Origin of the sequence: Roseateles saccharophilus (assembly GCF_031458095.1) — a bacterium.
In the GTDB taxonomy this organism is placed as follows: domain Bacteria; phylum Pseudomonadota; class Gammaproteobacteria; order Burkholderiales; family Burkholderiaceae_C; genus Pelomonas; species Pelomonas saccharophila_A.
This window is the reverse complement of record NZ_JAVDXU010000001.1, coordinates 1,230,871-1,257,169: the sequence shown is the minus strand read 5'-3', so window position 1 is coordinate 1,257,169 and position 26,299 is coordinate 1,230,871. Positions and strand designations below refer to the sequence as shown.

General features: G+C 67.3%; 30 protein-coding genes. 18 read left to right on the top strand and 12 right to left on the bottom strand.

Annotated elements, in window-relative coordinates; all coding sequences use genetic code 11:
- Positions 1-2 precede the first annotated feature (2 nt).
- Positions 3-194, top strand: a complete 192-nt coding sequence (locus J2X20_RS05775) for a hypothetical protein (protein ID WP_056198443.1) — start codon at positions 3-5, stop codon at positions 192-194.
- Here the strand turns inward: J2X20_RS05775 and J2X20_RS05770 are convergent.
- Both J2X20_RS05770 and J2X20_RS05765 read right to left on the bottom strand, forming a co-directional pair.
- Entirely contained in the window at positions 191-910 is a 720-nt protein-coding gene (locus J2X20_RS05770) for a substrate-binding periplasmic protein (RefSeq protein ID WP_310262097.1), read from the bottom strand. The genes J2X20_RS05775 and J2X20_RS05770 overlap by 4 nt on opposite strands.
- Positions 911-1,017: 107 nt before the next feature.
- Complete coding sequence (locus tag J2X20_RS05765; RefSeq protein WP_310262093.1) at positions 1,018-1,572, bottom strand: NUDIX hydrolase; 555 nt, start codon at positions 1,570-1,572, stop codon at positions 1,018-1,020.
- A gap of 32 nt (positions 1,573-1,604) precedes the next feature.
- On the opposite strand from J2X20_RS05765, the gene maiA reads away from it, so the two are divergent.
- Positions 1,605-2,240: a maleylacetoacetate isomerase gene (gene maiA, locus J2X20_RS05760; RefSeq protein WP_310262090.1), complete on the top strand. Its 636-nt coding sequence runs from the start codon at positions 1,605-1,607 to the stop codon at positions 2,238-2,240.
- A complete protein-coding gene (pgeF, locus tag J2X20_RS05755) occupies positions 2,230-2,958 on the top strand; it encodes a peptidoglycan editing factor PgeF (protein ID WP_310262087.1) in 729 nt (242 codons plus the stop codon). The genes maiA and pgeF overlap by 11 nt, the downstream gene beginning before the upstream one ends.
- Here the strand turns inward: pgeF and J2X20_RS05750 are convergent.
- Positions 2,878-3,144, bottom strand: a complete 267-nt coding sequence (locus tag J2X20_RS05750) for a hypothetical protein (RefSeq protein WP_310262084.1) — start codon at positions 3,142-3,144, stop codon at positions 2,878-2,880. The two genes, pgeF and J2X20_RS05750, sit on opposite strands and share 81 nt — an antisense overlap.
- A 148-nt stretch (positions 3,145-3,292) precedes the next feature.
- Between J2X20_RS05750 and phaC the strand changes: the two genes are divergently transcribed.
- From phaC to J2X20_RS05730, 4 genes are all read left to right on the top strand, one after another.
- Complete coding sequence (gene phaC, locus J2X20_RS05745; RefSeq protein ID WP_409034156.1) at positions 3,293-4,933, top strand: class I poly(R)-hydroxyalkanoic acid synthase; 1,641 nt, start codon at positions 3,293-3,295, stop codon at positions 4,931-4,933.
- A gap of 20 nt (positions 4,934-4,953) precedes the next feature.
- Positions 4,954-6,138, top strand: coding sequence for an acetyl-CoA C-acetyltransferase (locus tag J2X20_RS05740; protein ID WP_310262080.1), 1,185 nt, complete (start codon positions 4,954-4,956; stop codon positions 6,136-6,138).
- A 31-nt stretch (positions 6,139-6,169) separates the two neighbouring features.
- Entirely contained in the window at positions 6,170-6,907 is a 738-nt protein-coding gene (gene phbB / locus J2X20_RS05735) for an acetoacetyl-CoA reductase (protein ID WP_310262078.1), read from the top strand.
- Between the two features lie 187 nt (positions 6,908-7,094).
- Positions 7,095-9,035: a methyl-accepting chemotaxis protein gene (locus J2X20_RS05730; protein ID WP_310262076.1), complete on the top strand. Its 1,941-nt coding sequence runs from the start codon at positions 7,095-7,097 to the stop codon at positions 9,033-9,035.
- A gap of 6 nt (positions 9,036-9,041) precedes the next feature.
- Here the strand turns inward: J2X20_RS05730 and J2X20_RS05725 are convergent, their stop codons facing one another.
- From J2X20_RS05725 to J2X20_RS05685, 9 genes are all read right to left on the bottom strand, one after another.
- The gene (locus tag J2X20_RS05725; protein ID WP_310262074.1) at positions 9,042-10,715 is read right to left on the bottom strand and encodes a cellulase family glycosylhydrolase; all 1,674 of its coding nucleotides are present in this window, start codon (positions 10,713-10,715) and stop codon (positions 9,042-9,044) included.
- A 150-nt stretch (positions 10,716-10,865) separates the two neighbouring features.
- Complete coding sequence (ubiG, locus tag J2X20_RS05720; RefSeq protein WP_310262070.1) at positions 10,866-11,573, bottom strand: bifunctional 2-polyprenyl-6-hydroxyphenol methylase/3-demethylubiquinol 3-O-methyltransferase UbiG; 708 nt, start codon at positions 11,571-11,573, stop codon at positions 10,866-10,868.
- A gap of 23 nt (positions 11,574-11,596) precedes the next feature.
- Positions 11,597-11,986, bottom strand: a complete 390-nt coding sequence (locus J2X20_RS05715; protein ID WP_310262067.1) for a thiol-disulfide oxidoreductase DCC family protein — start codon at positions 11,984-11,986, stop codon at positions 11,597-11,599.
- A 5-nt stretch (positions 11,987-11,991) separates the two neighbouring features.
- Positions 11,992-12,468: a DUF2269 family protein gene (locus J2X20_RS05710; RefSeq protein ID WP_310262065.1), complete on the bottom strand. Its 477-nt coding sequence runs from the start codon at positions 12,466-12,468 to the stop codon at positions 11,992-11,994.
- The gene (locus J2X20_RS05705; RefSeq protein ID WP_310262062.1) at positions 12,465-12,830 is read right to left on the bottom strand and encodes a DoxX-like family protein; all 366 of its coding nucleotides are present in this window, start codon (positions 12,828-12,830) and stop codon (positions 12,465-12,467) included. Before J2X20_RS05705 ends, J2X20_RS05710 begins: the two co-directional genes overlap by 4 nt.
- Positions 12,827-13,642, bottom strand: coding sequence for a sugar nucleotide-binding protein (locus J2X20_RS05700; protein WP_310262060.1), 816 nt, complete (start codon positions 13,640-13,642; stop codon positions 12,827-12,829). Before J2X20_RS05700 ends, J2X20_RS05705 begins: the two co-directional genes overlap by 4 nt.
- A 4-nt stretch (positions 13,643-13,646) precedes the next feature.
- Positions 13,647-14,036, bottom strand: coding sequence for a hypothetical protein (locus J2X20_RS05695; RefSeq protein WP_310262057.1), 390 nt, complete (start codon positions 14,034-14,036; stop codon positions 13,647-13,649).
- A 21-nt stretch (positions 14,037-14,057) separates the two neighbouring features.
- Positions 14,058-14,486 carry a thiol-disulfide oxidoreductase DCC family protein gene (locus tag J2X20_RS05690; RefSeq protein WP_310262054.1) on the bottom strand — a complete coding sequence of 143 codons (429 nt, stop codon included), beginning with the start codon at positions 14,484-14,486 and terminating at the stop codon, positions 14,058-14,060.
- Between the two features lie 67 nt (positions 14,487-14,553).
- Positions 14,554-15,141: a GbsR/MarR family transcriptional regulator gene (locus tag J2X20_RS05685; protein ID WP_310262052.1), complete on the bottom strand. Its 588-nt coding sequence runs from the start codon at positions 15,139-15,141 to the stop codon at positions 14,554-14,556.
- A gap of 105 nt (positions 15,142-15,246) precedes the next feature.
- On the opposite strand from J2X20_RS05685, the gene J2X20_RS05680 reads away from it, so the two are divergent.
- From J2X20_RS05680 to yddG, 11 genes are all read left to right on the top strand, one after another.
- Complete coding sequence (locus J2X20_RS05680) at positions 15,247-16,059, top strand: TIGR00266 family protein (RefSeq protein WP_310262050.1); 813 nt, start codon at positions 15,247-15,249, stop codon at positions 16,057-16,059.
- A gap of 69 nt (positions 16,060-16,128) precedes the next feature.
- On the top strand, positions 16,129-17,115 hold the full coding sequence (locus J2X20_RS05675; protein ID WP_409034133.1) for a YncE family protein: 987 nt from the start codon (positions 16,129-16,131) through the stop codon (positions 17,113-17,115).
- Positions 17,112-17,948 carry a polysaccharide deacetylase family protein gene (locus tag J2X20_RS05670; RefSeq protein WP_310262047.1) on the top strand — a complete coding sequence of 279 codons (837 nt, stop codon included), beginning with the start codon at positions 17,112-17,114 and terminating at the stop codon, positions 17,946-17,948. Before J2X20_RS05675 ends, J2X20_RS05670 begins: the two co-directional genes overlap by 4 nt.
- Positions 17,948-18,922 (top strand): sterol desaturase family protein, encoded by a 975-nt coding sequence (locus J2X20_RS05665; protein WP_310265115.1) that lies wholly within the window; start codon positions 17,948-17,950, stop codon positions 18,920-18,922. The genes J2X20_RS05670 and J2X20_RS05665 overlap by 1 nt, the downstream gene beginning before the upstream one ends.
- On the top strand, positions 18,922-19,755 hold the full coding sequence (locus tag J2X20_RS05660) for an EI24 domain-containing protein (protein ID WP_310262044.1): 834 nt from the start codon (positions 18,922-18,924) through the stop codon (positions 19,753-19,755). Before J2X20_RS05665 ends, J2X20_RS05660 begins: the two co-directional genes overlap by 1 nt.
- Before the next feature lie 5 nt (positions 19,756-19,760).
- Positions 19,761-20,552 (top strand): competence/damage-inducible protein A, encoded by a 792-nt coding sequence (locus J2X20_RS05655; protein WP_310262042.1) that lies wholly within the window; start codon positions 19,761-19,763, stop codon positions 20,550-20,552.
- Between the two features lie 164 nt (positions 20,553-20,716).
- A complete protein-coding gene (gene glnA, locus J2X20_RS05650; protein ID WP_310262039.1) occupies positions 20,717-22,132 on the top strand; it encodes a type I glutamate--ammonia ligase in 1,416 nt (471 codons plus the stop codon).
- Positions 22,133-22,231: 99 nt separating this feature from the next.
- Positions 22,232-22,726 carry a hypothetical protein gene (locus J2X20_RS05645; RefSeq protein WP_310262036.1) on the top strand — a complete coding sequence of 165 codons (495 nt, stop codon included), beginning with the start codon at positions 22,232-22,234 and terminating at the stop codon, positions 22,724-22,726.
- 26 nt (positions 22,727-22,752) lie between these two features.
- Positions 22,753-23,850: a nitrogen regulation protein NR(II) gene (glnL, locus tag J2X20_RS05640; protein ID WP_310262034.1), complete on the top strand. Its 1,098-nt coding sequence runs from the start codon at positions 22,753-22,755 to the stop codon at positions 23,848-23,850.
- 34 nt (positions 23,851-23,884) lie between these two features.
- Positions 23,885-25,357 carry a nitrogen regulation protein NR(I) gene (gene ntrC / locus J2X20_RS05635; protein WP_310262031.1) on the top strand — a complete coding sequence of 491 codons (1,473 nt, stop codon included), beginning with the start codon at positions 23,885-23,887 and terminating at the stop codon, positions 25,355-25,357.
- A 38-nt stretch (positions 25,358-25,395) separates the two neighbouring features.
- Positions 25,396-26,277 carry an aromatic amino acid DMT transporter YddG gene (yddG, locus tag J2X20_RS05630; RefSeq protein ID WP_310262028.1) on the top strand — a complete coding sequence of 294 codons (882 nt, stop codon included), beginning with the start codon at positions 25,396-25,398 and terminating at the stop codon, positions 26,275-26,277.
- The last annotated feature ends 22 nt before the right edge of the window (positions 26,278-26,299 follow it).

Below are 26,299 nucleotides of genomic sequence, written 5' to 3'. Positions count from 1 at the left end.
CGATGTTCAGCTTCCTGCTCTGGTGCATCCTGTTTGTGATCTGCTGGCCGCTGGCCATCCTGGCCCTGCTGCTGTGGCCGCTGGTCTGGCTGATCACGCTGCCCTTCAGGCTGCTGGGCATCGCGGTCGATGGCGCCTTCGGGCTGTTGCGCGCCATCGTCATGCTGCCGGCGCGGGTGCTGAGCGGGCGCTAGGCGGCGGTGATGGGGCGGTCCACGCCCCAGCGCCGGTAGAGCTCCGAAGCCGAGCCGGTGCGCAGCCATTGCTCGAAAGCCTGGTCGTAGCGCCGCGCGATCTCCTCGCCCGAGGCGCTGCGCGCAAAGGCCATATGGCCGTGCAGCACGTCCAACGGCGGCGAGCAGCGCGCCACGGCGTCGCCGACGTTGAGCTTTTGCAGCACCGGCTGGCAGTTGCGGTCGTTGGCGGCGAACAGGTCGACGCGCCGCTTGGTCAGCATCTGCAGGCCGGCGTCGACGTTCTGTACCCAGGTCAGCTGGTTCATCGCGGTCTTCATGCGTTCGAAGCGGCTGCCGTAGGCCCAGCCGCGCACGGCGGCCACGGGGGTCTGGGCCAGTTCGGCAACTTCACCGGTCCAGCGTCCTTCCTCGCCGCGCCGCGCATACCAGACCATGGCGTCGGAGTAGAAGGAGCGCACGCTGAACAGCATGCGGGCCTCGCGCTCGGGTGTGCGGTAGGGGCCGACGAGGATGTCGGCTTCGCCCTGCTCGATCATCAACTGCGCCCGCGACCAGGGCACCCATTCGCAGCGCACGTTGTCGCCGAACAGCATGCCCAGCAACTCCACCGCCAGTCCCTTGGGCGCCTGGCCCTCCGCGCCTTCGAAGATGCGCGCAAACTGCGAGCCCACCGCCCGCAGCGGCGTCGCGTGGGCCACGCGAGGCAATACCATGCCCGCCATCCAACCCAGTCCCGCCCTGCACCAAACGCGTCGTGTCGACATGGCTCAGCTCCCCCTCTTGGAGATGCCGTCGATGATGCGCGCCCGGGGCGTCGGGATCAAGGAATGTCGATCTCGTGCAGCCTGTAACCCACACCCTTGCGGCGGTCCTCGAAGAAGCAGTGCAGGGTCTCGCGGGTCGTCTTGAAGGCGATCTCGTCCCAGGGGATCTCGTCTTCGCCGAACAGCCGGGCTTCGAGCGACTCCGGCCCGGGGTCGAAGTGCGGCGATAGCAGCCGGGCGCGGTAGAAGAGGTGGATCTGGCCGACCCGCACGACGTTGAGCACCGTGTACAGCGGTCCCATCTCGATGTCGGCGCCAGCCTCCTCGCGCGTCTCGCGCCAGGCACCTTCGGCCAGGGTCTCGTTGAGCTCCATGAAGCCGGCCGGCAGCGTCCACAGGCCGTGGCGGGGCTCGATGGCGCGGCGGCACAGCAGCACGCGGCCGTCTTCTTCCCAGACCGGCAGCGTGCCCACCACGTTCAGCGGGTTCTGGTAGTGGATGGCGCCGCAGCCCGGGCAGACCGCGCGTTCGCGGTTGTCGTCGGCGGGGACGCGGTACTCCACGGCGGTGCCGCAGTTGGGGCAGTGTCGGAGCGGGCTGGGGAAGGGCATCGGCCCAGTTTAGAGGCGCAGAATTCCAGACCATGAAGCTCTACAACTACTTTCGCTCCTCGGCCTCCTGGCGAGTGCGCATCGGCCTGGCGCTGAAGGGCGTGGACTACGACTACGCCGCCATCCATCTCGCCAAGAACGAGCAGTTCGCCGAGCCTTTCGCCAATCAGCAGGTCTCGCATCTCGTGCCCGCCCTGGTGCTGGACGACGGCCAGTGGCTGAGCCAGTCCATGGCCATCCTGGAGTACCTGGACGAGACCCATCCCGAGCCGCCGCTGTTGCCGCGCGACCCGTTGGCGCGCGCCCAGGTGCGGGCGCTGGCCCAGGACATCGGTTGCGACATCCACCCCATCAACAACCTGCGGGTGCTGCGCTATCTGAAGAACGACCTCGGCCAGGAACAGGCCACGGTCGACCGCTGGTACCGCCACTGGGTGGCCACGGGCCTGGCCATCGTCGAGCAGCGCCTGGCGGCCACGGCGGGCCGGTTCTGCTTTGGCGACACGCCGGGCCTGGCCGACTGCGTGCTGGTGCCCCAGATCTACAACGCCCAGCGCTTCGAATGCCCGCTGGACGACTACCCCACCGTCATGCGCGTCAACGCCGCCTGCCTGACCCTGCCGGCCTTTGCCAATACCCATCCCAGCGCCTGTCCCGATGCTGCTTGATCCCCACTGGCTGCGGCCCGACTGGCCGGAGGTGACGGCCTTCATGACGACGCGCGGCCCCAACTTCGGCCGCAAGGCGGGCGATCCGGCCCAGGCCCTGGCCAACCGCGCCGGCCTGGCCGAGGCGCTGGGCGCGCGGCCCGTCTTCCTCGACCAGGTCCATGGCGCCGACGTCTTGCGCCTGCGCCCCGACTGGCATGACGACAACGCCCCCAAGGCCGATGCCGCCGTGTCGACCGACCCCGAGCTGGCTGTGGCCATCCTCGTCGCCGACTGCCTGCCGGTGCTGTTCACGGCGCCGGGCGGCGTGGCCGGCGCGCATGCGGGCTGGCGGGGCCTGGCGACCGGCGTGCTGGAGAACACGGTGGCCGAGCTGTGCAACGCCGCCGGCTGCGAGCCGCATCAGGTGAAGGCCTGGCTGGGGGCCTGCATCGGTCCCCAGGCCTTCGAGGTTGGGCCGGAGGTCGTTGCGGCCTTCGGTCGTGCGCCCGTCGAGCGCGACCAGCCCGGCTTTGTCTACCGCCCGAATCCGGAGCCTCGCTGGCGCGCCGACCTGCCCTTGCTGGCTCGCGAAAGATTGACCTCGGTCAATGTCACTCAAATCAGCGGCGGGGCCTGGTGCACGCTGACCGATGATTCACGCTTCTTCTCGTTCCGGGGCGAGGCCCTCGGCCGGCCCCGGGGTCGCATGGCCGCCTGCATCGCCCTGCGCCGCTGATTCAGCGGCGCGCCGCCGACGCTTGCGGCCCGGCGTGCCGAGGATGTAGAGCAACAGGCCCAGCGGAAGGATGCCGTAGAGCATCAGCGTGATGAAAGCACCGAAGAGCGTACCCTGGGGGCTTGTCGCTTCGGCCGCGGCCATCATCAGCGCCACATAGGCCCAGGCAATCGCAACGAGATACATGTGTCATTGGCACGTCAGCGCGTGCAGTTAAAAAGCTGGGTCTGCGAGATGTGGCAAGCTTATTGCAACGGATCGAGACAACACCCGCTGAAGCGGGAGCTCCGAGGAAGACATGGCCACACGCAAGAAGAACGACGCGCCGTCCGCGATGGAGGGGCAGGCCGCGTTTGCGGACCTGATGCAGCAGATGGCGCATCTGCCGCAGATCTCGCCCGCGGCCCTGGCCGAACTGCAGGCCGACTACCTGAAGCAGGCCACGGCGCTGTGGAACACCTCGCTCGGTCACGGCGAGGCTCCGGCCATCGGCGACCGCCGCTTCGCCGCGCCCGAATGGCGGGCCAGCCCGGCCGCCAACTTCATGACTCAGCTCTATCTGCTCAACAGCCAGACGCTGAGCAGGATGGCCTCGGCCGTCGAGGCCGACGACAAGACCAAGGCGCGCATCCGCTTCGCCGTGCAGCAGTTCGTCGATGCTGCATCACCCAGCAACTTCCTGGCGCTCAATCCTGAAGCACAGAAGCTGGCCCTGGACAGCCATGGTGAAACCCTGGCCCGCGGCCTGCAGCATCTGTGGGGCGATGTGCAGCGCGGCCACGTGTCGCAGACGGACGAGAGTGCCTTCGAGGTCGGCAAGAACGTCGCCACGACGGCGGGCAACGTCGTGTTCGAGAACGAGCTCTTCCAGCTCATCGAATACACGCCGCTGACGGCCCAGGTGCATGCGCGACCCTTCCTGATGGTGCCGCCCTGCATCAACAAGTTCTACATCCTCGACCTGCAGCCGGACAACTCGCTGATCCGTTATGCGGTGAGCGAAGGCCACCGCGTCTTCGTCGTCAGCTGGCGCAATCCGGACGAATCCGTCAAGGCCCTGACCTGGGACGACTACATCGAGCAGGGTGCCATCCAGGCCATCCGCGTCGTGCAGGAGATCTCGGGCCAGGACAAGATCAACACCCTGGGCTTTTGCGTCGGCGGCACCATCCTGGCCACGGCCCTGGGCGTGCTGGCTGCCCGCGGCGAGCAGCCGGCCGCCAGCCTCACGCTGCTGACCACGCTGCTGGACTTCGCCGACAACGGCATCCTGGACATCTTTGTCGACGAAGCCATGGTGAGGCTGCGCGAGGCCACGCTGGGCCCCGAGTCGCCCAAGGGCCCGCAACTGCTGCACGGCCAGGAACTGGCCACCACCTTCAGCTTCCTGCGCCCCAATGATCTGGTCTGGAACTACGTCGTCGGCAACTACCTGAAGGGCGAGGCCCCGCCGGCCTTCGACCTGCTGTACTGGAACGGCGACTCGACCAACCTGCCCGGGCCCATGTACTGCTGGTATCTGCGCCACACCTATCTGCAAAACGAGCTGAAGCAGCCGGGCAAGCTGACAGTCTGCGGCGAGAAGCTGGACCTCGGCGCCATCGAAGCACCGGTCTATATCTACGGCTCGCGCGAAGACCACATCGTGCCCTGGCAGGCGGCCTACCGCAGCACCCAGATCCTCAACGGCAAGAAGCGCTTCGTGATGGGCGCGTCGGGCCATATCGCCGGCGTCATCAACCCGCCGGCCAAGGGCAAGCGCAGCCACTGGATCGCCAAGGGCACGGCCCTGCCGGCCGACCCCGACGCCTGGTTCAAGAGCGCGACCGAGCATCCAGGCAGCTGGTGGCCGGACTGGTCCGCCTGGCTGGCCTCGCATGCCGGCGCCATGAAGCCGGCGCCCAAGACGCCGGGCAACCGCAAGTTCAAGGCGATCGAGCCCGCGCCCGGTCGGTATGTGAAGGCCAAGGCCTGATCGTTTTTAAGGAGACTTCCATGAGCAAAGAAGACATCGTCATCGTCGCGGCGGCACGCACCGCCATCGGCAAGTTCGGCGGCACGCTCGCCAAAACGCCCGCCAGCGAGCTGGGCGCTGCCGTCATCCAGGACCTGCTGCGCCGCACGGGCCTGGCCGGTGACCAGGTCAACGAGGTCATCCTCGGCCAGGTGCTGACGGCCGGCGTTGGCCAGAACCCGGCGCGCCAGGCCGTCGTCAAGTCCGGCCTGCCACATGCGGTGCCGGCCATGACCATCAACAAGGTCTGCGGCTCCGGCCTCAAGGCCGTCATGCTGGCGGCCCAGGCCATCCGCGATGGCGACAGCGAGATCGTCATCGCCGGCGGCCAGGAGAGCATGAGCATGAGCCCGCACGTGCTGCCGAACTCGCGCGACGGCCAGCGCATGGGCGACTGGAAGATGGTCGACACCATGATCAATGACGGCCTGTGGGACGTGTACAACCAGTACCACATGGGTATCACGGCCGAGAACGTGGCCAAGAAGTACGGCATCACGCGCGAGCAGCAGGACGCGCTCGCGCTGGGCTCGCAGCAGAAGGCGGCCGCCGCGCAGGACGCCGGCCGCTTCAAGGACGAGATCGTGCCCTTCAGCATTGCGCAGAAGAAGGGCGACCCCGTCGTGTTCGCCGCCGACGAGTTCATCAACCGCAAATCCAACGCTGAAGCCCTGGCCGGGCTGCGCCCCGCCTTCGACAAGGCCGGCAGCGTGACCGCCGGCAATGCCTCGGGCCTGAACGACGGTGCCGCCGGCGTGGTCGTCATGACGGCCGCCAAGGCCGCGGCCCTGGGCCTGACGCCGCTGGCCCGCATCGCCTCCTACGCCTCGGCCGGCCTGGACCCCGCCTACATGGGCATGGGCCCCGTGCCCGCCGCCAAGAAGGCCCTGCAGCGTGCCGGCTGGAAGCCTGCCGACCTCGACCTGCTGGAAATCAACGAAGCCTTCGCGGCCCAGGCCTGTGCCGTGCACAACGAGATGGGCTGGGACCTCAGCAAGGTCAACGTCAATGGTGGCGCCATCGCTCTGGGCCACCCCATCGGCGCCAGCGGCTGCCGTGTCCTCGTCACGCTGCTGCATGAAATGGTCAAGCGCGACGCCAAGAAGGGCATCGCCAGCTTGTGCATCGGCGGCGGCATGGGCGTGGCCCTGACCGTCGAACGTTGATACCCTCACTCACCACAACAGGAGACATCCCATGAGCCAGAAAGTTGCCTACGTCACGGGTGGCATGGGCGGTATCGGTACCGCCATCTGCCAGCGCCTGCACAAGGAAGGCTTCAAGGTCATCGCCGGTTGCGGGCCGAGCCGCGACTACCAGAAGTGGCTGGACGAGCAGAAGGCCCAGGGCTACACCTTCTATGCCTCGGTCGGCAACGTGGCCGACTGGGACTCGACCGTCGAGGCCTTCCAGAAGGCCATTGGCGAGCATGGCGCCATCGACGTGCTGGTCAACAACGCCGGCATCACCAAGGACCGCATGTTCCTGAAGATGACGCCCGACGACTGGCATGCCGTCATCGACACCAACCTGAACAGCATGTTCAACGTCACCAAGCAGGTGGTGCCCGGCATGGTCGAAAAGGGCTGGGGCCGCATCATCCAGATCAGTTCGGTCAACGGCGAGAAGGGCCAGGCCGGCCAGACCAACTATTCGGCCGCCAAGGCCGGCATGCATGGCTTCACCATGGCCCTGGCCCAGGAGCTGGCGAGCAAGGGCGTGACGGTCAACACCGTCAGCCCCGGCTATATCGGTACCGACATGGTCCGCGCCATCAAGCCCGAAGTGCTGGAGAAGATCGTCGCGACGATTCCCGTCAAGCGCCTGGGCACGCCCGAGGAGATCGGCTCCATCGTCGCCTGGCTTGCCAGCGGCGATTCGGGCTTCTCGACCGGTGCGGATTTCTCCTGCAATGGCGGCATGCACATGGGTTGATTCAAGCGCTGCAAGCTTGCTGAAAGCCGGCCGCGATGCGGTCGGCTTTTTTGTTGGCAACAAATGCACGCTCGTGCGAAGAACGATGCGTGCTTGTGAACTCGTCACCTGAATCAGGGACTTGGCCTGACTACATTCCGGGCACTCGCGCCGCCCAGCTGGCGCATTAGCTACAGGGATGCGTCGGATGAACCTGATCTTTCTGCCTGCCGTGAAACTGATGCGCCGCCTGCCCATGGCGCACAAGTTCCTCATCGTCTGTCTGTGCTTTGCGATCCCGTTGGTTTATCTTCTGGCGTCGCTGGCGGGGGACCGCGCCGATGCCCGCGACTTCTCGGCCAAAGAGCTGGTCGGTGTCGCGCAGGTGCGCCAGGTCAGCGGCCTGCTGAATGCCGCCATGGTGCTGCGCGGCAGCTCCATCGGCGTGAGCGCCAAGACGCCCGGCGCCGAGGCCAGGCGCGACGAGGCCCTGGCCAAGTTCAACGCCCAGGCCGACGCGCTGGGCCAGCACATCGCCGCCGAGCAGGATCCGCTCAAGCTCGCTGCCGGCCTCGCTGCCGTTCGGGACAAGGCCAAAGTCCTCGTCGCCCTGGGCGCGGGCGAGCCCGAGGCCGTCATCGTCGCCAGCTTTGCTTTGACCGACAGCGTGCAGTCGCTGGTCGAACAGGCCGCGTCGGAATCCAACCTGGCCCTGGATCCCGACGCCGACACCTACTACCTGATGCTGAGCGTCACCGACGCCTTGCCCCATCTGCGGGACGCCGTCGGGCGCATGCGCGCTCTTGGTGCCGCCGCGGCGCAAATGGGCACACCGCCCTATGGCGTGCTGCAGCGTCTTCACCAGGCCGACACGCTGACCGAGGAATACCTGACGCGATTGACCGGCGCGCTGAACCGCGTCGCGGCGGCCAATCCCGAGGCCGTCAAGGACCTGGACGTGCAGCTCACGGATCGCATCCGCAAGGACTACCGCGAGAAGTTCGCCCAGAGCTTTGTGCTGGGCGAGGCGCCCAAGGTCGAAGCTGCCGAATGGTTCGCCCTCGGCACGGCGCAGATTGCCGCCACCGACAAGCTGGAGCGGGCCGCCGAGGCCAAGCTGGCCGAGCTGGTCGAGGTGCGGGTCAAGCGCCTGACGCGTGAGCTGTGGACAGCCATGGTGCTGGCCATCACCTTCGTGACCATCGCCGTCTATGCGCTGGTGAGCTACTACCTGGCCGCGCGCAGCACTTGTGCGGCCTTGGGCCGCCGCATCGAGGCGCTGGGTGCCGGCGACCTCAGCGAGACCCCGGCCTTGGAGGGCCGCGACGAGGTTGTGCTGGCGACCAACGCCATGCGCGACGCCGTGAAGCGCCTCAGCGGCCTTGTGCACGAAGTGCGCGCGGGCGCTGAGCACATCTCCAGCTCTGCCACGCAGATCTCGGGCGCGAACCAGGACCTGTCGGCCCGCGGCAATGCCATGGCCTCCGTCGTCGAGCAGACCAGCGCCAGCACCGGTGTGCTGGAGCAGACGGTGGACGACAACATGAGCAGCGCCCGCGAGGCCCACGACCTGGTGCAGGGCGCGGCCGACCTGGCAGGGCGTGGCGGCGCCATCGTGCAGCGCGCCGTTGACTCCATGGAAGAGATCACCGCCAGCTCGCGCAAAATCGGCGACATCATCCAGGTCATCGACTCCATCGCCTTCCAGACCAACATCCTGGCGCTGAACGCCGCCGTCGAGGCGGCGCGGGCCGGCGAACAGGGCCGCGGTTTCGCGGTCGTTGCCGGGGAGGTGCGCTCGCTGGCCCAGCGTTCGGCCGAGGCTGCGCGTGAAATCAAGACGCTGATCACCACCTCCATCGAGACCGTCCATCAGGGTGAGGCCTATGTGGCCCAGGCCGGCGGCTCCATGGGCGAGATCGTGCAGGCCATCCAGCGCGTCGCGGCCATCGTTGGCGACATCAGCAGCCAGTCCTCGTCCCAGGCCGACCAGATCCGCCAGCTCGCCGCGGCCATCCGCGAAGTCGATTCGACGACGCAGCAGAACGCCGCTCTCGTCGAGCAGACGGCGGCGTCCGCGTCGATGCTGGAAGACCGGGCCGGGCAGCTGCGGGATGCGGCGGCGCGCTTTCGCACCGCCATCGCCTGACAAACCTCAAGGCTGGGCCGACAGCTTCCAGCCCTGCTGGGCGCTGCCGTCGCAATCGGCGATCTGCAGGGCTGCCCCATTGGTGGTGGCGCCGCCCGCCACGGTCAGGCAGCGGTTGCTGGCCTGGCCGACGAACTGGTAGTAGCCGTCGTTGCGCAGCACCGGCCGCCACTGCTGGTTGGCGCCGCCGCCATAGGCCCAGAGCTGGGTGGGCGAGCCGTTGGCTGAGGCGTTGTTGGCGACGTCCCAGACTTCCGAGCTCGCACCGCGATTGGCCACCTTGCGAATGTCGCCATTGGCCGTCTGGAACTGCCAGCCCTGGTTGGTCTGGTTGCTGCCGCAGCTCCATTGCTGCAGCGCCGTGCCGTTGGCCGTGCCCCAGCCGGCGGCATCGACGCACAGCCCGCTCTTGACGTTGATGACGTTGAACCAGCTGCCTGTCGACACGCCGCGAGGGCCGTTGACACCGCCGCCGCTGATGCCCAGCGCCGGGTTCTTGGCGAAGGCGTTGGCCGTCGTCCACTGCGCCCACTTCGAGGCGATGGTGGCTTGGGAGTCCGTCGAGATATTGGGTGTCTGGGGCCAGTAGGTCGGGTTGTAGAAGCCCCAACTGTCATTGCCCAGGCCATGGGTGGCCTTGTAGGACCACATCGTCCAGCTCAGGCCGGCGTTGTTGTAGGCGTTGACCGTGTACTGCCAGGTGGCCGAACTGTTGCCGAAGTCGTTGAACTCGCCGATCAGGCCCGGCACGTTCCAGCTCGCGTGATTGTTGAAATCGTTGACCTGCTTGTCGGTGCCGGCGCGCACGCCCGCGTCGCTCATGTTGCCGTACTGGTACTCGTGCATCTGGTAGACGACATTGGTCCAGTTGTGCGAGCTGGGCGAGGGCAGCATGTCCCAGTTCCAGCTGGAGAAGGTGCCCTCGAGGTAGATGATGTGGTCGGGGTCGGCCGATCGCACCGTGCTGTAGAGGCTGTCGTAGGCCGAGATGACGGCGGCGTTGTTGGGCGCGCCGGTGGGCTCGTTGAGCAGGTCGTAGCCCGCCACCGTCGGGTTGCCCTTGTAGTGGTTGGCGATCTGCCACCACATATAGCCGGTGTTGCCCTGGTGGTTGCCATTGCTCCAGTAGGCGTTGGTGTTGGCCTGGCCGGTGGTGTCGGAGGTGGACTGGCTGCCCACCACGCCGTGCATGACGATGATGACGTAGAGGCCGCGCTGGGCGCAGGCGTTCACCAGCCAGTCCAGCATCTCGAAGGCATCGGGCCGCCAGCCGGCGTTGGAGACGTTGTCCAGCGGATAGAACTGGCCCCACCAGACCGGCACGCGCACGGTGTTGAAGCCGGCGGCCTTGATGTTGTCGAGGTCGCCCGTGGTGATCCAGTTCTGCTGGTAGCCCTTCATCAGCGCCTGCTGGGCGGCGACGCCGAAGCGGTTGTTCAGCGTGCGCATGACGCTGTAGTGGTCGGGCAGGGCCCCGCTGTCCAGCGGGGTCATCCATTTCTCCATGACGAACCAGCCGCCGAGGTTGAGGCCGCGCTGCGGCACGACATTGCCGGCGGCGTCGACGACATTGCGGCCACTGGCGCGCAGCATGGGCAGGGCGGCGTGGGCGGTGGCGCTGAGGCCGGCGAGGGCGGCGATCAACAGCCCTCGGACGAGGGACGGGCGGAAGTGGGTCATGGTTCGGTGTCTCCTTGTTTGCGCGTTCGCGCTTGTGGATGCGATCCGAAAGCCATGCAGAACTGCCGCGTCAGCCTCCTGTCGCCGGGGCATTGGAACCGGTTCCAAATTGACGGTCGACTAGGGTTTACGCAGAAGCCAGCCGAGGTTCTAGGGATGCTTCTGCATCGCCAGCAGATAGTTCACGCCCATCCAGGTCCCCAGCCTGAAGCGCCGGGTGAACGCGTGGTAGCGAAGACCCTTTTCGTCACGAAGCACCAATCCGGCCGCGGCGGCCATCGCCTTCAGCTCGGCAGGTCGGATGAACTTGGAGAAATCGTGTGTGCCGCGCGGCAGGATCTTCAGCAGACGTTCGGCGCCCAGGATGGCGACCAGCCAGCTGAGGGGCGATCGGTTGATGGTCGAGAAGAACACCCAGCCTCCGGGTTTCACCAGCGTCGCGCAAGCGGCCACGACCTGGGCCGGATCGGGTACGTGTTCCAGCATCTCCATGCAGGTCACCACATCGAAGGCAGCGGGTGTTTCGGCAGCGAGGTCTTCTGCCGCGATGTGGCGATAGGTGACCGAAGCCTTGCTCTGCGCCGCATGCAGCGCCGCCACCTTCAGTCCCTTGTCGGCGAGATCGATGCCCAGCACGGCAGCGCCGCGGTTTGCCATGGCTTCGGCCAGGATGCCGCCGCCGCAGCCGACGTCCAGTGCCTGCTGGCCCGCCAGCCCCGCCAGTTGGGCTATCCATTCGAGCCGGTGCGGATTGATCGCATGCAGGGGCCAGAACTCGGAATCCGGATCCCACCACCGCGAAGCCAGCGCCTGGAACTTGTCGAGCTCGCCGGCATCGAAGTTGGTATGCGTGGTCATGCTGTTTTCCTTGCCTGAAGGGGTCACCAGTGCCCGCGGCGACGATTCCAGCGGTAGAGCTGGCGTGCGAAAGCGTTGTAGGTCCACGAGGTGAGGGTTCGCAGGCCGGGCCATGCCAGCGGCTGAAGCAGCCAGCCCCAGCGCGGCTGCAGAGACCAGGTGGTGAGCAGCGCGGGTGCGCCTATCTGCAGCTGGCCTTCGGAATCGATGAGATGCAGCCGCTCGCGGACGTCTTCCAGGTCGAGCCCGAGTGCGTCAAGACGCTCTGGCTGGCTGTGCATGTCCACCCACTCGACGTCGGCCTCGGCGATGCGCGCGCGCATCGCGCATACGCCGGCCTCGCAGACGGGGCAGGCGCTGTTGTAGTAGACGGTGTGGGGCCGGGGTGTCGCGTGGGGAGAGGGCGTGGACATGGGAATCAGGCCCAGAGGGCCGGTTTGTTCACCATCAGGAAGAACACGGCCAGCATGGCGATGAAGGCCGGGTAACCCAGCCCCTCCCAGGTGCGCTGCCAGCCGGCATATCGCGGTGACAGGCTGCGTCCGTGAGCCAGCGCGGCCTCGACCTCCCGCGCCATCTTCAGCTGCAGCCACAGCACCGGCAGCCAGCAGGCGCCCGCCAGGGCGTAGAGCACGATGGACGCGAGCAGCCAAGGCGTCGTGACCGGCAAGCCGGCGGCATGCGCCAGCCACAGGCCGCTGAGCGGTTGCACGATGACGGCGGGCGACGTGAACCACAGGTCGGCCCGCACGACGAGGCGGGCGACGACGGCGCGCGCTTCGAGGTTGGCGCTGCGGTTGGTGAAGAAGAGATAGAAGGCCGAGCCGAAGCCGGTGCCGACGAGCAGCACGCTCGACACGATGTGCAGCCATTTGACAAGCAGATAGGTGTTCATGCGGTGGGGCGCTCCAGCAGGGCCAGCAGGGCCAGCACGGGCAGGTTCTTCAGGAAAGGGCCGAAGGGGTCCAGCCACAGCATGGGCAGCAGCAAGGTGGCCACTACCGTCATGCCGATGACGCCGGCCGCGGCCAGGCGGTAGCTGAGGGCGCCGGGGCGCAGCAGGATCAGCAGGCCGATGCCGGCGTCCCAGGCGCTGCCCAGCAGCACGACGGCGAGCGCCATGCCGGCGTCCATGCCCGTGGTCTTCTGCAGCAGGGCCATGCCCGCGGCGCCGCCGTCATGCAGGCTGGCGGCTACGGTGCCCCACCACAGCAGCACGAGGGAGGCGCGGGCCAGCGAGAGTCGGGCGGCCGTCATGCCCAGGCCCCTTGCATGGCGCTGCGCAGCGGCCGGCCCAGCGGCGAAATTCCGGCGGGCTCGGCGCTGTCGTGGGCCAGCAGGTCCAGAGCCGTGCTGCACCAGGGGCCGAGGGGGATGAGGTCGCCGAGGCGGGCCGAAGCGCGCGTCAGCGCATCGGGCAGTTCGACCTGGCGGGCCGTGCTCAGGCCGCGGGTGGCGCGGCGGCGCGCGATCCATTCGGCCACCGTCGCGGCTTCGGGACCCACGGCGGTCCATGAGGGAGCGTGGGGAGTGAGCAGCGCCGCGACGATGCCGGCCGCCAGGTCTTCGACGCGGATGGGCTGCACACGGCAGCGAGCCACGGCGGCCGGCAGCGGCAGCCAGGGCAGGCGACTGAGCCGGTCCAGCAGGCGGCTGCTGATGCCGCCGACGCCGATGATGAGGCTGGGCCGCACGATGCAGGCGCGCCCGGCCAGGGCGATCTCGCCGGCCTGCTTGCTGCGCGCATAGGCGCTGACGCCGCCGCACAGCGCCGACACATGCACGAGGCGACCGATGCCGCGGGCCTCGCAGGCGTCGGCCAGGGCGGCGGGTGCGCGGTGGTGCATCAGATCCAGCAGGTCGTTCACCCCACCCGCCTGGTCACGCAGGGAGCCGGCCGTGTAGACAACGCCGTCCACGCCCTTGAGTTGCGTCTCCCAGGCCTCGGGCAGGTCCCAGCAGTCCACCGGCTGGAGGTCGGCTCGCACCGCTTCATGGCCGGCGGCGGCCAGGGCGGTGAGGAGATGGCGGCCGACGAAGCCGCCGGCGCCGACAACGAGGATCTTCATGGCTTCACCTCGAGGCTGCAGCGGTTGCGACGGGGCCCAGGGATGCCATGGGCTTGGCCTGCCTGGCCAGCCTTTGCTGCACCGGCGCCCAGACGCGGCTCGAGATGACGGCGATGCTGACGAAGCATCCGGCCGCCGTCAGCCACAGCGCGCGGTGCACGGCGTCCAGGATGCTGCCGCGGATGTCGCCAAAGGTCAGCGCCAGCACGAGCGTGCCTGCGATGGCCAGCACATAGGCGCTGCGCACCCAGAAGTGGGCACCGACCTTGCCGGGCAGGGGCTCGACGCACAGCGAGTCCAGCACCACCAGCAGGATGGGCTGCAGATAGCCGATGGCAATGACGGGGCCGAGCACGGCAATCAGAAGGGTCAGGGAAAAGTTCAGTTCAAGCATGCTTGCTCTCCTTGGGTTGAATCAGTTCACGCGGCAGCTGCCGTCGACCGGGCAGCTGCGCTCTTGAAGACGAAACAGGCCCCGCACCAGGTTGTGGGGCATCTGGTAGCGGTGCTTGACGAGCCAGGGGTAGGCCCGCGCAGCCAGGGCCGCAAACCAGGGCCGGCGCAGCCAGCGTGCAATGCCGGGAAATCCGGTGGCCGCGTAGATGACCTCAAACGCCGGAATGCCGATCAGCCAGCCGCCATCGGGCCGGCGCACATGGATGAGCTTGAGCATCGCGTCCAGGCTCACGCCGAGTGGCGTTGGGTCGAAACCAGGCGCGGCGATGTCGATGAACTCGAGCAGGCCTGCGCCATTGCGGGCCATCAGCAGCGCCATCTCACCGCGGCACAGCGGGCAGGCGCCGTCGTAGTAGACGGTGTGGATCTGGGATTGATTTGCGGTCATGGCGGTTATTTCTGTCTAAAGTGAAATTGCAAGGCAAAAAAAGGGCCCCGGAAGAGGCGCTTGTTTCTCACCCCATCGGCGGCATGGGAGGCGTGACCGGGAAGACGTTGGGCGCCCCGGTTTCGGCCCCGTCACCCGGCCTCACGAAGCGTTGCACCTGGGCGCCCAGGCGCAGGATCTTCTCCAGCGTGGCCGGTGACAGCCGCAGCATCTCGTCGCTCCAGCTGCCCAGGGTCTGCATGAAGTCCAGGGTGCTGCGCAGCCGGTCCTGCAGGGCGGGGGCCTCCTTGTCCAGGGCCGGGTCCTGGGACAGCTCGCGCAACAGGGCCACGGTGGGATCGAACTCGCGCTCCTTGCGTTCGCGCACGATGGTGCGGAACAGCTCCCAGACATCGCCCGAGGTCTCGTAGTAGTCGCGCCGGTCGCCCAGCACATGGGTGACGCGGATCAGCCGCCAGTTCAGCAGTTCCTTCAGGCTGTTGCTGACGTTGGAGCGGGCCAGCACCAGGGTGTCGGCGATATCCTCGGCATGCAGGGGCTGGCCGTGCACGAAGAGCAGGGCGTGGATCTGGGCGACGCTGCGGTTGACGCCCCAGTTGGAGCCCATCTCGCCCCAGTGGACGATGAAGCGGCGGGCGATGTCGGTGAGTTCCATGGCGCGAGCGTACGCCGTCTGTAATTTCTGTCAATACGGAAATGGAAATTGGAGACACCGGCCGTGGCTATCATGCGGGCCGTTTTTGATAGACGGGAGAGCCATATGGCCATGGATGTTGTCGACTATGAGATCAAGGGTGCCGAGATGCAGTTCGTCGAGATCGAACTCGATCCCGGCGAGGCGGCCATCGGCGAAGCCGGTTCGATGTTCTTCATGGACTCGTCCATCAGCATGGACGCCGTCTTCGGCGACGGCTCGGCCGGGCAGGGCGGCTTCTTCGGCAAGCTGCTCGGCGCCGGCAAGCGCCTGCTGACCGGCGAATCGCTGTTCACGACGGTCTATACCAACAACGGCAGCGGCAAGCAGCGCGTGGCCTTCGCATCGCCCTATCCGGGCAAGATCATCGCGATGGACCTCAAGCAGCTCGGCGGCACGCTGATCTGCCAGAAGGACGCCTTCCTGTGCGCGGCGCGCGGTGTGTCCCTGGGCATCGCCTTCCAGCAGAAGCTGTCGACGGGCTTCTTTGGCGGTGAGGGCTTCATCATGGAGAAGCTCGACGGCGATGGCCTGGCCTTTGTGCACGCCGGCGGCACCATCGTCAAGCGCAGCCTGCAACCGGGTCAGACCCTGCTGGTGGACACGGGTTGCGTCGTGGCCTACACGCCCAATGTCAATTTCGAGATCCAGTACGTCGGCAAGATCAAGACGGCGCTGTTCGGCGGCGAAGGCCTGTTCCTGGCCAAGCTGACCGGTCCGGGCGAGATCTGGCTGCAGAGCCTGCCCTTCTCGCGCCTGGCTTCACGCATCTTTGCCGCCGCGCCGCAGATGGGCGGCCACAAGGAAGAGGGCTCGGTTCTCGGTGGTTTTGCCGGTGGCGGCCTGCTGGGCGGCATCCTTGGAGGCGATGACGAGTAAGCGCCCCGGTAAACTGCGGCGTTGTAGAGGGCGGCAACTGCCGCCCTTTTTGCTTTGCAAGGACTCCTGATGTTTCGTCGCAGCGCCTTCGCGCTCCTGATGCTGCTGGCCGGCCTGGCCCAGGCCAACGGCCGCCCGCCGGTCTTCGTGCTCAATTCCCTGGATGCCGACATCTCGGTCGTCGACCCGGTCAGCTTCTCCGTCGTCAAGCGCATCCCGACGGGCAAGGAACCCCACCACCTCTATCTGTCGCCCGATGAGAAGTCCCTCATCGTCGCCAACGCCCTGGCCGATTCGCTGACCTTCATCGATCCGCGCACGGCCGAGGTCCAGCGCGTGGTGCGGGGCATTCCCGATCCCTACCACCTGCGCTTTTCGCCGGACATGAAGTGGTTCGTCACCGCCTCCAACCGGCTGGACCGCGTCGACCTCTACCGCTGGCAGGGCAGCGCCGCCACGGAGCCGCTTCAGCTGGTCAAGCGCATCCCGGCACCCAAGACGCCGAGTCACCTCAACATCGACACCAAGAGCACCACGCTCTATGCCAGCCTGCAGGACAGCGATGAGCTGCTGGCCATCGACCTGGCGACCCAGAACGTCAAGTGGAAGCAGGCCGTCGGCAAGATGCCGGCCGACATCTATCTGACGCCGGATGACAAGTTCCTGCTGGTCGGCCTGACGGGCGACAAGTTCGTCGAGGTCTGGGACGTCAGTGGCGCTGGCGCGCCCAAGCTGGCCAAGCGCATCCTGACAGGCGCCGGCGCTCATTCCTTCCGCGCCTGGGGCGACAAGCGCCATGTGCTGGTCAGCAACCGTGCGGCCAACACCATCAGCAAGATCGACCTGACGACGCTGGCCGTCGTCGACCAGTTCCCCGCGCCGGCCGGCCCCGACGACATGGAGCTGCTGACCGACGGCAAGACCCTGCTCGTCACCTCGCGCTGGGCCGGCAAGGTCACGCAGATCGACACCGCCACGCGCAAGGTCGTCAAGCAGGTCAAGGTGGGCAAGTCGCCACATGGCATCTGGACGCTGGACCATCAGCCACGTCTATGAAAGCCTGGGTCCTCGCGCTGGCGGTCACCACGGCCGCAGCGCAACCGTCTTGCGACAAGCCGGTCTATCTCACCTTCGACACCGGCCATATGGGTGTCGCGCCGCTGATCGCCGAGACGCTGAAGAAGCACAACGCCAAGGCGACCTTCTTCCTCGCCAGCGAGCCCACGCTGACCGGCGGCACGACGCTGGACGAGACCTGGGCGCCCTGGTGGCGCGAGCGCGCGGCCGAGGGCCATGACTTCGGATCCCACACCTGGGACCACGACATCTTCCTGGAAGACGTGCTGGATGCCGACGGCAAGGTGGTGCGTTTCAAGGTCAAGACCCAGGCCGGCGTCAACCCGCCCGTCGTGCGCGAGCTGACGCCCGAGCAGTACTGCGAAAGCCTCAAGAAGGTCGGCGAGCGCTTCACGGCCATGACAGGCAAGCCGTTGGGCCCCATCTTCCGCGCGCCCGCCGGCCGCTCATCGACAGCCCTGTTGAACACCGCCAAGGCCTGCGGCTTCACGCATGTGGGCTGGAGCCGCGCCGGCTTCCTGGGCGACGAACTGCCCAGCCAGACCAACCCCAATGCCCAGCTGCTGGAGAAGGCGCTGCGCGACATCAAGCCGGGCGACATCCTGCTCGCCCATCTCGGCATCTGGGAGCGCCAAGACCCCTGGGCGCCTGCGGTGCTTGAGCCGCTGATGACGGGCCTGGAGCAGCGGGGCCTATGCTTTGCACCGCTGCGCGAGCATCCGCGCTTTGCCAGCCTGTTCAAAACCGCCGAGACCAAGGACAGCAAGGTTGCCCTGCGGTCAGGCGCCAAGACCTACGCCCGCAAGCCGTGATCGACTGGATCTCCAATACCTTTGACAGCCTGCAGCTGTGGCTCTACGAGTCCATCGTGCAGCCGGTGGTGTTCGCCCTGGGTTTTGGCAATCTGCTGGAAGACGCCTTCGATGCCACCGGCTGGCTGCTGCTCGGCCTGATCCAGGTCGCCGTCATCGTGCTCGGCATCGGCATCCTGGAGAGGCGCTGGCCCGTCGAGCCCATCACCGACCACGCGGCCGTGCGCACCGATGTCATCTACACGCTGATCCACCGCCTCGGCCTGGTGCGCCTGCTGATGTTCTTCAGCATCGAGCCGCTGTGGGATGGCATCGCCGCCGAGTTGCGCATGGCTGGCCTGCCGACCTGGCAGCTGGACGGCCTCTGGCCCGGCGTCACCGACATCGCTTGGGTCAGCCTGCTGCTGTATCTCGTCGTCTTCGACTTCGTCGGCTACTGGCTGCATCGCGCCCAGCATCAGTTCAACTGGTGGTGGGCCCTGCACAGCCTGCACCACAGTCAGCGCCAGATGACGATGTGGAGCGACAACCGCAACCATCTGCTGGACGATGTGCTGCTGGGCACCGCACTGGCCCTGCTGGCCCGCCTCATCGGCGTGGAGCCGGGTCAGTTCGTCGCCATCACCGTCATCACCCAGTTGCACGAGAGCCTGCAGCATGCGAATGCGCGCATCAGCTTCGGGCGCATCGGCGAGAAGCTGCTGATCAGCCCGCGCTTTCATCGCCTGCACCACAGCATCGGCATCGGCCATGAGTCCGGCGGCCGTGGCACCCTGGGTGGCCACAACTTCGGCGTACTGCTGCCGCTGTGGGATCTGCTGTTCCGCACGGCCAGTTTCGAGAACCGCTTCGACGCCACCGGCGTGCGCGACCAGCTCCCAGAGGAGGGCGGCCGCGACTACGGCACCGGCTTCTGGCGCCAGCAATGGCTGGGGCTGGTCCGGCTGTTCGGCTCGTTCAGGAAAACTGCTTGATGCAAAGCCTCGTCGACTCCTTCTGGCGTGCCGTCGCGTATTGCCTGCACCCGCGCGTCATCGGCCTGTCGCTGCTGCCCCTGGTCGTCGCCGGCAGCCTGGTGTTCGCCTTCATGTTCTTTTTCTGGGAGACCGCCAACGCCAGCGTGCGGGCGACGCTGGAGAGCTGGCATCTCATCGAGAGCCTGCTGCAATGGCTGGACAGCTTCGGCCTGCAGTCCTTCCGCAGCGCACTGACCGGCATGGTCGTGCTGGCAGGCCTGCTGCCCGTCGTCATCCTGCTCAGCCTGCTGCTGGTCGCGCTGTTCATGACCCCGGCCATCGTGCGCCTGGTGGCTCAGCGCCGCTTTCCGCTGCTGGAGAAGAAGCGCGGCGGCACGCTGATGCAGAGCGTCGCGGCATCGCTGGGCGCCACGCTGATCGCCCTCGTGCTCATCATCCTGTCCATGCCGCTGTGGTTGATCCCGCCGCTGGTCATGGTGCTGCCACCGCTGATCTGGGGCTGGCTGACCTACCGCGTCTTCGGCTTCGATGTGCTGGCCGACCATGCCTCGAGCGAGGAGCGCCGCGCCCTGCTGAAGGAGCACCGCGCGCCCATGCTGGCCATGGGCGTGGTCTGCGGTTATCTCGGCGCGGTGCCGTCGCTGATCTGGGCCGTTGCCGGCGTGGCTGCCATCATCTTTGCCCCCTTTGTCGTACTGCTGGCGATCTGGCTGTATACGCTGGTGTTCGCCTTCTCCACCGCCTGGTTCACGCATTACGCACTCGCCGCCCTGCAGGCGCGAAGGGCGGCGGAACCGGTGGCCGAATCCGCCGTCCTCCTGGAGAACTGAAACGCATGCAAGTTGGACTGATCATCATTGGCGACGAGATCCTGTCCGGCAAGCGCCAGGACTCCCACCTGGCCAAGTTCATCGAACTGCTGTCCCAGCGCGGCATGCAACTGGCCTGGGCGCAGTACCTGGGCGACGACCGCGAGCTGCTGGTCGGCAGATTGCGCGAGGCCTTTGCCAGTGGCGACCTCATCGTCAGCTGCGGCGGCATCGGCGCCACGCCGGACGACCACACCCGCCAGTCCGCCGCCATGGCCCTGGGCCGGCCGTTGGCCCTGCACCCCGAGGCGCGCGAGCTGATCTGGCAGCGCATCCAGCAGATGGCGGCCGAACAGGGCAAGACCGTCGGCCCCGATGAGCCCGACACGCATCGCCGTCTGGAGATGGGCGTCTTCCCCGAGGGGGCGGGCATCATCCCCAACCCCTTCAACAAGATCCCGGGCTTTTACGTCGGCAACGTCCACTTCGTGCCCGGCTTCCCCGTCATGGCCCATCCGATGATGGCCTGGGTGCTGGACCGCTATCCGCAACTGCACCGTCAGGTCGGCGTCATCGAGCGCTCGCTGATCGTGCAGGGCGCCATGGAAGCCAGCCTGACGCCGCTGATGGAGGCCGTCGAGACCGGCTTTCCCGGCGTCAAGGTGTTCAGCCTGCCGAGCGTGGATCATCCGCAGTGGGGCCGCTGCATCGAACTCGGCGTCAAGGGCGACGCCGAGCAGCTCTCGCCGGCCTATGACGCCCTCAAACAGGGCGTGATCCAGTTTGGTGCGTCCATCAGCACCGAGCTGGTGCGATAGTTCTCGCGCCGTAACCCCTGCCGCCACATAATGCCCGGCGTTGCCGGGCACTACCCATGTCGGTGCATCTGGCATGCAACCTGCTTTGAATCCCCCCGTGGCCGCAGGCGCGTGTGCGTCGGCGGCGGCAACCCACCCCTGACCGATCCCGCTAGGAGCTATTGATGGCCAAGACCGTCGCCGATGTGATGAGCATGGTGAAGGACAACGAAGTCAAGTTCGTTGACTTCCGCTTCACCGACACCCGTGGCAAGGAGCAGCATGTCTCCGTGCCCGTTTCCCATTTCGACGAAGACAAGTTCACGTCGGGTCACGCCTTCGACGGCTCCTCGATCGCCGGCTGGAAGGGCATCGAGGCTTCGGACATGCTGCTCATGCCCGATCCGAACACGGCCAACATCGACCCCTTCTTCGAAGAGCCGACGCTGATCCTGTCCTGCGACGTCGTCGACCCCGCCGACGGCAAGGCCTATGAGCGCGATCCGCGTTCGCTGGCCAAGCGCGCCGAGGCTTATCTGAAGGCCTCCGGCCTGGGCGACACGGCTTATTTCGGTCCGGAACCCGAGTTCTTCATCTTTGACAGCGTGCGCTGGGGCAATGAGATGTCCGGCTCGTTCTTCAAGATCGAGTCCGAGGAAGGCGCCTGGAACTCGTCCAAGGAATACGAGCACGGCAACAGCGGCTACCGTCCCACCGTCAAGGGCGGCTACTTCCCCGTGCCCCCGGTCGACAGCGGCCAGGACATGCGCTCGGAGATGTGCCTGATCCTCGAACAGATGGGCATCCCGGTCGAAGTGCATCACCACGAAGTGGCGAACGCCGGCCAGATGGAAATCGGCACCAAGTTCAGCTCGCTGGTGCAGCGCGCCGACTGGCTGCAGCTGCAGAAGTACATCATCCAGAACGTCGCCCACGCCTATGGCAAGACCGCGACCTTCATGCCCAAGCCCCTGGTGGGCGACAACGGCAGCGGCATGCACGTTCACCAGTCCGTCTGGAAGGACGGCAAGAACCTGTTCGCCGGTGACGGCTATGCCGGCCTGAGCGAGTTCGCCCTGTACTACATCGGCGGCATCATCAAGCACGCCCGTGCGCTGAACGCCATCACCAACCCCGGCACGAACTCCTACAAGCGCCTGGTCCCCGGCTTCGAAGCCCCGGTCAAGCTGGCCTACTCGGCCAAGAACCGCTCGGCCTCGATCCGCATCCCCTATGTCGGCAACCCCAAGGGCCGCCGCATCGAAGCGCGTTTCCCGGATCCTTCCGCCAACCCCTACCTGGCCTTCTCGGCTCTGCTGATGGCCGGCCTGGACGGCGTGGAAAACAAGATCCACCCGGGCGAAGCCGCCACCAAGGACCTCTACCACCTGCCGCCGGAAGAAGACGCGAAGATCCCGACCGTCTGCCACAGCCTCGACCAGGCCCTGGACTATCTGGACAAGGACCGCGCCTTCCTGACCAAGGGCGGCGTGTTTACCGACTCTTACATCGACGCCTACATCGACCTGAAGATGCAGGAAGTGACGCGCTTCCGCATGGCGACCCACCCGGTCGAGTTCGACATGTACTACGCGCTGTGATGACCATGGGCAGCCTCACCGCTGCCTTGGACATCCCCGGCGAAGGGGGCCGCTGCTGCGGCCCCTTTTTTGTTGATGCCGCTGAGCCACAATCCCGCCATGCTGAATCGATTGCTGGCACCGCTGCTCGTTCTGGCCAGCCTGGGCGCGCAGGCCGAAGGCACCGTCTACCGCTGCCCCGGCCCGCCGGTGCTCTACACCGATGCTCTGTCCGCCAAGGAAGCCAACGAGAAGGGCTGCAGGACCATCGAGGGCACGCCCATCACCGTGCTGCAGTCGCCCAAGCCGCGCCCCGCGGCGCCCGGCGCCCCGGTGGCCGAGGGGCAGCGTGGTGCTGACAGCCGCGTCGATGCCGGCCAGCAGCGCGTTCGCGACGACGAGCGCCGGCGCGTGCTGCAGACCGAGCTGCGCGCGGCCGAGGAGCGCCTTAGCGCGGCCCAGAAGGAGTTCAGCAACGGCCAGGGCGAGCGCCGGGGCGACGAGCGCAACTACCAGCGCTATCTGGACCGCATGGCCGAGCTCAAGGACAGCATCGCCCGCCACGAGGCCGATATCCAGGCGCTCAAGCGCGAAATCGCCAAACTACCTTCCTGAACATCGGCCCGGCGCCGGTGTGCGCCATGACTGATACCCCCCTGCTGCCGGCCGAGTTCGCCGGCCTGGACCTGCTGGCGACCATGGTCGTGGTCGCCCGCGCCGACGGCGAATGCCTGTTTGCCAATGCCGCCTTCGAGAACGGCATGCGCCTGTCGCGCCGCACCGTGCAGAAGGCCCAACTGGCCGATTGGTTCGACGACGCCCAGCGCCTGCTGGAGACCCTGGCCGGCGTGGCCGCCAACCACTACTCCAGCAGCCGCTTCGATGCCCTGCTGCGCCGCGGCGCCTGGGCCCATGAGGATGGGCTGCCCGTGCACGTCATCGTGTCGCAGATGGACGCCAGCGACGACGGCGAGCCGCGCGTGCTGGTGGAGCTCATCGAGATTGCCCAGCAGGCGCGCCAGGACCGCGATGAGCGCAGCCTTGACCAGGTGCAGGCCACCAAGGAGCTGACGCGCAACCTGGCCCACGAGATCAAGAACCCGCTGGGCGGCATCCGCGGCGCGGCCCAGCTGCTGGCGCTGGAGCTGCAGACCGGCCAGGCGGAGCTGACCGAATACACCCAGGTCATCGTCCACGAGGTCGACCGCCTGCAAAGCCTGGTGGACCGGCTGCTGGCGCCGCACCGCAAGGCCCAGGTCGTCGGCGACGTCAACATCCACGAGATCTGTGAGCGGGTGAGGGCGCTGGTGCTCATCGAGCATCCCAAGGGCCTGGTCATCCAGCGCGACTACGACACCTCCCTGCCCGATTTCCGCGGCGACCGCGAGCAGCTGATCCAGATGGTGTTGAACATCGTGCAGAACGCCGCTCAGGTGCTGGGTTCGCGCATTTCGGCCGGCGATGCCCAGATCGTGTTGCGCACCCGCGTCTCTCGCCAGGTCACCATCGGCAAGCAGCGCTGGCGCTTGGCATTGGAATTGCATATCGAGGACAACGGTCCCGGCGTCCCCGCCGAGATCCGGGATCGCATCTTCTTTCCCCTGGTCTCGGGACGGGAGGGCGGCTCGGGACTCGGACTCACGCTTGCGCAGACGATCGCCCAGCAACATCAGGGCATGATCGATTGCGAGAGCGAGCCGGGCCTGACGAATTTCCGAATCACGCTGCCCTTGCCTTGACGCCACAAGCCGACGGGAGGGGCTGAGGAACCGCATGAAATCCATCTGGGTTGTTGACGACGACCACTCGATCCGCTTCGTGCTCGAGAAGGCCCTGGCACGCGAAGGCCTGCCGGTGCGGTCTTTTAGCAATGCGCGCGACATGCTCGCCGCTCTCGATGACGACTCGCCACAGGTGCTGGTGTCCGACATCCGCATGCCGGGGGGCTCGGGCCTGGAGCTGCTGGCCAAGGTCAAGGCCCGCCTGCCGGCCTTGCCTGTCATCATCATGACGGCCTACTCCGACCTGGACAGCGCCGTTTCGGCCTTCCAGGGCGGTGCGTTTGAGTACCTGCCCAAGCCCTTCGACCTGCCGCGCGCCGTCGAGCTGATCCGCCGCGCCCAGGAAGAGAGCCAGCGCGAGGCCGGCGAGCAGGAAGCCGCCGCGCAGGTGCCCGAGATGCTGGGCCAGGCGCCCGCCATGCAGGACGTCTTCCGCGCCATCGGCCGCCTGTCGCAGAGCAATGTCACCGTGATGATCACGGGCGAGAGCGGCTCGGGCAAGGAGCTGGTCGCGCGTGCCCTGCACAAGCACAGCCCGCGTGGCGAAGGGCCTTTCGTGGCCATCAACACGGCGGCGATTCCGAAGGACCTGCTGGAGAGCGAACTCTTCGGCCACGAGCGCGGCGCCTTCACCGGCGCCCAGGCCTCGCGGCGCGGCCGCTTCGAGCAGGCCGATGGCGGCACCCTCTTCCTCGACGAAATCGGCGACATGCCCTTCGAGCTGCAGACGCGGCTGCTGCGCGTGCTGTCCGACGGCCAGTTCTACCGCGTCGGCGGCCACAGCCCCATGCGCAGCAATGTGCGCGTCATCGCGGCCACCCACCAGAACCTGGAAGACCGCGTGCGCCAGGGTGTGTTCCGCGAGGACCTCTTCCACCGCCTCAACGTCATTCGCCTGCGCCTGCCGCCGCTGCGCGAGCGCCGCGAGGACGTGCCCTCGCTGGCCCGCCACTTCCTGCAGCGCAGCGCGACCGAGCTGGGCGTCGAGCCCAAGCGCCTGTCCGACGCGGCCCTGACGGTGCTGACCAACTTCGACTTCCCCGGCAACGTCCGCCAGTTGGAGAACATCTGCCACTGGCTCAGCGTCATGGCGCCCAGCCAGGTCGTCGAGCCCAAGGACCTGCCGGATGAGGTCCAGCCGGGCTATGTGCCGGCGCCGTCCACGACGGCCATGACGAGCACGCCGGTCGCTCAGCCCAGCGCCGCGGCGCCCGCGCCCGCTGCTGCGCCTGCCAGCACCAGCAGCGGCGAAGGCTGGCTGGCCGACATGGCCGCCGATGCCCGCGCGCGCCTGGCGGCAGGCGAGACCGATGTGTGGGATGCGCTGACCAAGAAGTTCGAGGCCCAGCTCATCCTGACGGCCTTGGACATCACGCGGGGCCGCCGCATCGAGGCCGCGCAGAAGCTCGGCATCGGCCGCAATACGATCACGCGCAAGATCCAGGAACTCGGCCTGGACGTTTGAGCGCATGACCGACTCCCCGGTCTGCGGGGAGTTGTTGAGTGGCCGTTTCTTCTCGCGTCGCGCTGGCCATGGGCCTGGGTGCCATCCTGCTGTGGAGCACGTCCGTCGGGACGATGCGTGGCATCACCGAGCATCTGGGGGCGACCGGCGGCGCGGCGGTGCTGTACACGCTGAGCGCGCTGCTGCTGTTCGGCATCACCAAGCGCACGCCACTGAAGTCCTTCCCGCCCGTCTACCTGGTGCTGGGCACGGTCCTCTTTGTCGGCTACCAGCTCTGCTTCGCGCTGGCCGTGGGCCTGGCCCGCAACCGCAGCGAGGCCATCGAAGTGGGCATGGTCAACTACCTGTGGCCCAGCCTGACGGTGCTGTGTTCGGCGCTCGCCATGGGCCAGCGCGTCGGAGCGGCCCTGCTGGCCGGCCTGGCCCTGGCCTTCGCCGGCGTCGTCGTGGCCTGCATGCCGGCCCACGGCTTCGCGCTTGCCGGCTTTGTCGCCCACGCTGCGGGCAACCCGCTCAGCTATGGCCTGGCCCTCGGGGCTGCCTTCACCTGGGCCCTCTATTGCACGGTCACGAACCGGCTGGCCCGGGGCTGCAATGGGGTCTGGCTCTTCATGGCCTTGAGCGCTGTCGCCTTCTGGGCGCTGCATCTGCTCAAGCCCGGCGCCTCGGCCATGCATTGGTCGCTGCCTGCAGTCAGCCAAGTGCTGCTGGCCGGCAGCGCCGTCGGCGCGGCCTATGCGCTGTGGAACCTGGCCATCCTGCGTGGCAATGTCGGCACCCTGGGCCTGGCCGCCAATGCCACGCCGCTGCTGTCGGCCCTGTTCGCCTCGCTGTGGCTGAGCACGGCGCTGCCGCTGAGCTTCTGGGCCGGTGCCGCCCTGGTGGTCGTCGGTTCGGTGGTCGCGGGACGCCGGGGCTAGGTCCATACTGTCGACGCACGGA